Source organism: Rhizobium lentis, assembly GCF_014200175.1.
Taxonomy (GTDB): Bacteria; Pseudomonadota; Alphaproteobacteria; order Rhizobiales; family Rhizobiaceae; genus Rhizobium; species Rhizobium mulingense.
On sequence record NZ_JACHBD010000035.1, the window covers coordinates 1 to 4,599 of the forward strand.

4 protein-coding genes and 1 pseudogene are annotated in these 4,599 nt (G+C 58.5%); 4 read left to right on the forward strand and 1 reads right to left on the reverse strand.

Going from position 1 to position 4,599, the window contains the following annotated elements:
• Positions 1–259: 259 nt before the first annotated feature.
• On the reverse strand, positions 260–2,062 hold the full coding sequence (locus GGI60_RS31500; protein WP_183920478.1) for an ABC transporter ATP-binding protein: 1,803 nt from the start codon (positions 2,060–2,062) through the stop codon (positions 260–262).
• Positions 2,063–2,498: 436 nt separating this feature from the next.
• Between GGI60_RS31500 and GGI60_RS31505 the strand changes: the two genes are divergently transcribed.
• The 4 genes and pseudogenes from GGI60_RS31505 to GGI60_RS31520 form a co-directional block, all read left to right on the forward strand.
• Positions 2,499–2,741 carry a hypothetical protein gene (locus GGI60_RS31505; protein ID WP_183920476.1) on the forward strand — a complete coding sequence of 81 codons (243 nt, stop codon included), beginning with the start codon at positions 2,499–2,501 and terminating at the stop codon, positions 2,739–2,741.
• Positions 2,742–3,115: 374 nt separating this feature from the next.
• A complete protein-coding gene (tnpA, locus tag GGI60_RS31510; protein WP_183920474.1) occupies positions 3,116–3,562 on the forward strand; it encodes an IS66-like element accessory protein TnpA in 447 nt (148 codons plus the stop codon).
• Positions 3,559–3,912 (forward strand): IS66 family insertion sequence element accessory protein TnpB, encoded by a 354-nt coding sequence (gene tnpB, locus GGI60_RS31515; protein WP_348649578.1) that lies wholly within the window; start codon positions 3,559–3,561, stop codon positions 3,910–3,912. Before tnpA ends, tnpB begins: the two co-directional genes overlap by 4 nt.
• A gap of 45 nt (positions 3,913–3,957) precedes the next feature.
• Positions 3,958–4,599, forward strand: a pseudogene (locus tag GGI60_RS31520) (IS66 family transposase zinc-finger binding domain-containing protein); the annotation flags it as partial.

The window sequence follows — 4,599 nt, forward strand, 5'->3', positions numbered from 1 at the left end:
TGTTGATCAGGTGGCGTATTCGGTGGTTGGTTACGCCCAAAACCGCCGCAGCTTCTGTCATGGTCAGCCATTCGCCATCTTTGCCGGCTGATTTGCACGCGTGGATCGCGCGCACGCGCCTTACAGAAGCGACCCGGTGTGCGGTCCAGGTTTTTCCTCCTGATTCGAAGACAGGGAATCACGGCAAATAGCGACTGTCATTTCAATAGATTCCGCGTTCAGCGGACGCGCTCTAATCCCACAGCCGTCGAGAAACCGCTCAGACAAGACCCTTCGTCAACTCAAGCACCTGCCGCTCGAACACGCGGCGGTAGATACCACCTGGACGGCGGATCAGCGCCGCATGCTCACCTTCCTCGATGACACGGCCGCTATCGAAGACGAGCAGCCGGTCGAGCGCGCGCACCGTTGCCAGCCGGTGCGCGATGACAAGCGTCGTACGGCCGATCATCAGCCGTTCAATCGCGGCCTGGATCAGCATCTCCGATTCCGAATCGAGACTTGACGTCGCCTCGTCGAGGATCAGTATGGAGGCGTTAGCCATAAAAGCGCGGGCGATTGCTACACGCTGGCGCTCTCCACCTGAAAGCTTGACGCCGCGCTCCCCAACAAGGGTAGCGTAGCCCTTCGGGAGGCGCGCAATGAACTCATGCGCACGAGCGAGCCGTGCGGCCTCTTCGATCTCCGACTGTCCGGCACCGGGCCGGCCATAGGCGATGTTCTCTGCAATTGAGCGATGGAAGAGGATCGGCTCCTGCTGCACAATTGAGATCTGTGACCGCAGAGATGCTTGCGTTACCTTCGAGATATCCTGTCCGTCGATTAGGATCACACCATCGTTCACGTCATAGAGCCGCTGAACGAGCTTCACGAAAGTGGTCTTCCCGGAGCCGGACGGGCCAACGAGACCAACCCGTTCTCCTGCCTTGATCGATAGTGAGAAGTCACTGTAGAGCGGCAGCCCAGAGTTGCCATAGTGAAAACAGACATTCTTGAAATCGATTCGGCCTGTCGTAATCCGGACTGGTCTGGCCCCCGGGCGGTCGGCGATGCAGAGGGGCTGTCCCTCAATTTCGAGTAGTTCCTCCATATCGGAGACCGAGCGCTGAAGGTTGCGGACGTGCATGCCAAGATCGCGCAAATGGCCATATAGCACGAAGAAGGAGGTGAGCACGAACGCAAGGTCACCTGGAGTCGCTTGGTCGCGCGACCACAGAAACAGAGCAAAGCCGATTACTGCGGCTCTGATCACAACAAGAGTTAAGCCCTGAACCGCGCTATTGATTGTTCCCCGCATCCAGCTCCGGCGCGTGTGGCACCGCCATTTGGCGAGAATCTTCGCAAAGCGCTCTTCTTCTCGCACCTCAGCACCGAAGCTCTTCACCACAGCGTTGCAACTTATTGAATCTGCGAGCGCACCACCGAGCCGGGTATCCGAGTTGTTTGCAAGGCTCGCCGCGGGAGCGACATAGCCGAGCGATAACATGATCGTCAGCGCGACATAGACAAATGAGCCGCAGGCGATAACCAGGCCCATACCAAACCAGTACAGGCCGAGAAGTATGGTAGAACCAACTAACATAATGAGCGACGGAAACAGCGCAATAAGGATCGAGTCGTTCAGGAGGTCAAGCGCAGACATGCCGCGCGTGATCTTACGGACCGTAGAGCCGGCGAGTCTTTGCAAATGCCAGTCTGTCGAGAAGCGCTGGACGCGGCGGAAGGCGTCGCTTGCAACATCGGACTTCATTTTCAGCGTCAGCTTGCTGATGTAGAGGAAGGCTATGGTGCGCATGACGATTGCGCTGAGCGCGAGTCCAACCAACACGAAAAATGCTAGAATGGCTTCATCCCAAACCGTATCTTCCGCGGCAGCACCGCGGGAAACAGCGTCGACAAGATGAGCCGAATACAGCGGCGTCAGCACGTCAGCGAGCGTGGAGGCAAGCACTGCCATGATGATGATCGTGAGCGGGGTCGGCTGTCTGCTCCAGTGGCGGGCTGTGAAGGCGAGCACGTCATAGAAAGTGCCGCCGCGCAGATCGATAGGAAGACGATTCATGATTCATGCGAGCGCACCAAGACGCTCGGTCTCCAAAAGCTCAAGAAATACTCCGCTTGGTGACGCCTGTCGCCTCGCTGCAAGCGAGCTTCAAAAACTGTGCCAACTGCGTAGAACATAACCACCATAGAACTTCTCTTTCGTTTCTAGCGGTTTGAGTGGGGATCCCAGCCCGGGTTGAACCGACACCGCCGTGTCGCGGACCCGACAAGTCCTACAGCGAGTACCGGCTGCTCAGTGTCTTCCGTGGAATGCGGACAAGGTTGCTCCGAGGTGAAACGGAATTCACCCGCCATTCAACCGGATTGGCAGTATCCATCCGGTGAGGTCCGGTGAGGACCACCGTGTCCGCGACGACCAGCACCAATCTGACCGGCGGGCAGGTGCTCTGGCAGCATGAGGCTAGATCAAATCACTCGCCCGGAAGGAGTGGTTTGTGGGGGGGGGCGCCACACCGGTTCACTCAGAAACGTCGACTGCTGTCCGCACGCATTCGTGGCTCAATTTTCGCGACTTTGGGACTGAACTGATCGACCTGCCGTTACTTTTGTTCCCACCGGACAACGCCGAGAAGATGAAGAAGCATGTGGTGGGCGCCGGCAACGTTGCCGAACTGCTGGTGAGGTTTGCTGGACCAGAAGGCGCGGTTGCGAACGGGATCGATGGGTTACGTTGTTGATGCGGCATCGATCGGTCGCTCGTTCACGTCGGCGCCGGAAAGCGAAGACTGACAGAATCGGTCAAAGCACTGCTCGAGCTCAAGGGCGGCGAGCCATGCATATATGCAAAGGGTGAAAGTGCCGAGCTCAAAGGAGGAGAATCGGCGGCGCATCTGCCGGGAACCGCAAAGTGCTAATTGGGGGGCGGGGCGAATCCTCTGGTGTGCGTGCATCGTCAAGCAGCCGCTGATAGGGTGTCGCGGGGCGAAGATATCGCTTGATCACCTTGGCTCCGCCACGATGCTTTTCTTTCAACTTAAATGATAGTTGAAAGGTACGCATCCGAGGAGGGCCGCCTTGCTGAGAAGTGAGGCGAACTGGGTGTTCTGTCTATATGGACGTCAATATAGACAGTGTGAGAACCGTGGATTTAACGATAGAGAAGCGGCCGCAAGTTAGCCGTATGGAGATTGTCGATAGCGGGCGGCGTCGCCGTTTCAGCAACGAGGCCAAACTTGCGATCGTGGCGGAGAGTTATTCCGCCCCGCGTCAGGTCACCGCAACGGCACGTCGCCATGGGATCACACGCTTTCAGTTGAACGATTGGCGTAAAGCCGCACGCGAGGGACGGCTCGGCAATGGCCGGGGGAGTGAAGGGTTTGTTCCTGCACTGTTGTTCCCGGAGCCAGGCATGCCGGTTGTTGCGCCGAACAATTCTTCGACGGCACAAAGTGGGCTTATGGAGGTTGTCAGCGCGAATGGTCGCCGTGTGATCGTGAACCGCGATGTCGACGTTGAAGCGCTGCTCCGGATTGTCCGAGGCCTGGAGACATTGCGGTGAATCCGTTGCCGATGGGAACAGGGGTCAAGGTCTGGCTTTTTACGGGGTTCACGGACATGCGCTGTGGCTTTCACTCTCTGGCGCTTCGGGTGCAGGAGGTTCTGAAGCATGATCCGTTATCAGGGCATCTCTTCGTCTTCAGGGGGCGCAGATCGGATATTTTGAAGATCATCTGGCATGATGGTCTGGGCGCCTGCCTTTTTACCCGGCGGCTGGAGAAGGGCCGGTTTATCTGGCCGAATATGGAGGGCGGCGCGGTAGCGATCTCACCGGCGCAATTGTCTTATTTGTTGTCCGGGATCGACTGGCGCAATCCGCAGGAAACCTGGCGTCCGACACGGGTCGGATAGCATTATTGCATTGAAAATATTGAGTGAATCTGATCGAATGGCTTCATGACTTCGAAGCCTGTGGATCTCCCTGCGGACCTTACGAGCGCCTATCTGGCGCTGCTTTCCGAGCGTGAGATGTTGCAGGCTGAACGCGACGTCGTTGTTGCCGAGCGTGACACCGTCGTCGCCGAGCGGGACATTGCGGTGGCGCAAGCCGCCAATGCGCAGGCCATGCTGTCGGACAGTGAGGCCTTGATTGCCAGTCTGGAGCTGGCGATCGAAAAGCTGAAGCGCGAACTGCGCGGCCGGCGATCCGAGCGCACGGCGCGCCTGATCGACCAGATGGAATTGCAGCTCGAAGAACTGGTGATGGCGGCGACGGAGGATGAAGCCGCAGCGCAGGCGGCTGCCGCCAGGACCTCGAGCGTACGTTCGTTCACACGCAAACGGCCGGTCCGGAAGCCGTGGCCGGAGGATATCGAGCGTGAGCGCGTGGTGATCGATCCTCCAGCCACCTGTGCATGCTGCGGCGGGTCGCGCCTGTCGAAACTGGGCGAGGACGTCACCGAGACGCTCGAGGAGGTTCCGCGCCGGTTCAAAGTGATCGAGACGGTGCGGGAGAAATTTACCTGCCGTGACTGCGAGGCGCGCCGCGCGGCTTCATCGGCCCTCATCTGCTGGCGACGATCCTCTTCGATAAGTTTG